The following is a 239-nucleotide window of genomic DNA, read 5'->3' as shown; positions in this document are numbered from 1 at the left end:
GCCATACGACGGACCTCATGCATATGCGGTGCCAGGGCTGCAACTGTCGGATATTGGAACAAATCCTTCATGTCCAGCTTATAGCCGGCCTGGAACGCACGGGATGCGATTTGGATGGCTTTGATCGAATCGCCGCCCAGATCAAAGAAATTGTCCAATATACCGACCGTCTGTAGTCCCAGCACGGACTGCCAGACCGCGACCAGCGCGCGTTCTTGCGCCGTACGCGGCTCTGCATA

The 239-nt window shown here is 56.5% G+C and carries 1 protein-coding gene; it reads right to left on the bottom strand.

The genetic code is table 11. The features are described 5' to 3' along the window. Nucleotides 1-239: phosphopantetheine-binding protein (locus HFD99_RS25310; RefSeq protein ID WP_167441109.1), on the bottom strand; the 239-nt coding region annotated here is incomplete at both ends.

It is taken from the genome of Paenibacillus sp. EKM301P (genome assembly GCF_011800295.1).
GTDB lineage: Bacteria > Bacillota > Bacilli > Paenibacillales > Paenibacillaceae > Paenibacillus > Paenibacillus polymyxa.
This window is presented reverse-complemented; position numbering and strand designations above follow the sequence as displayed.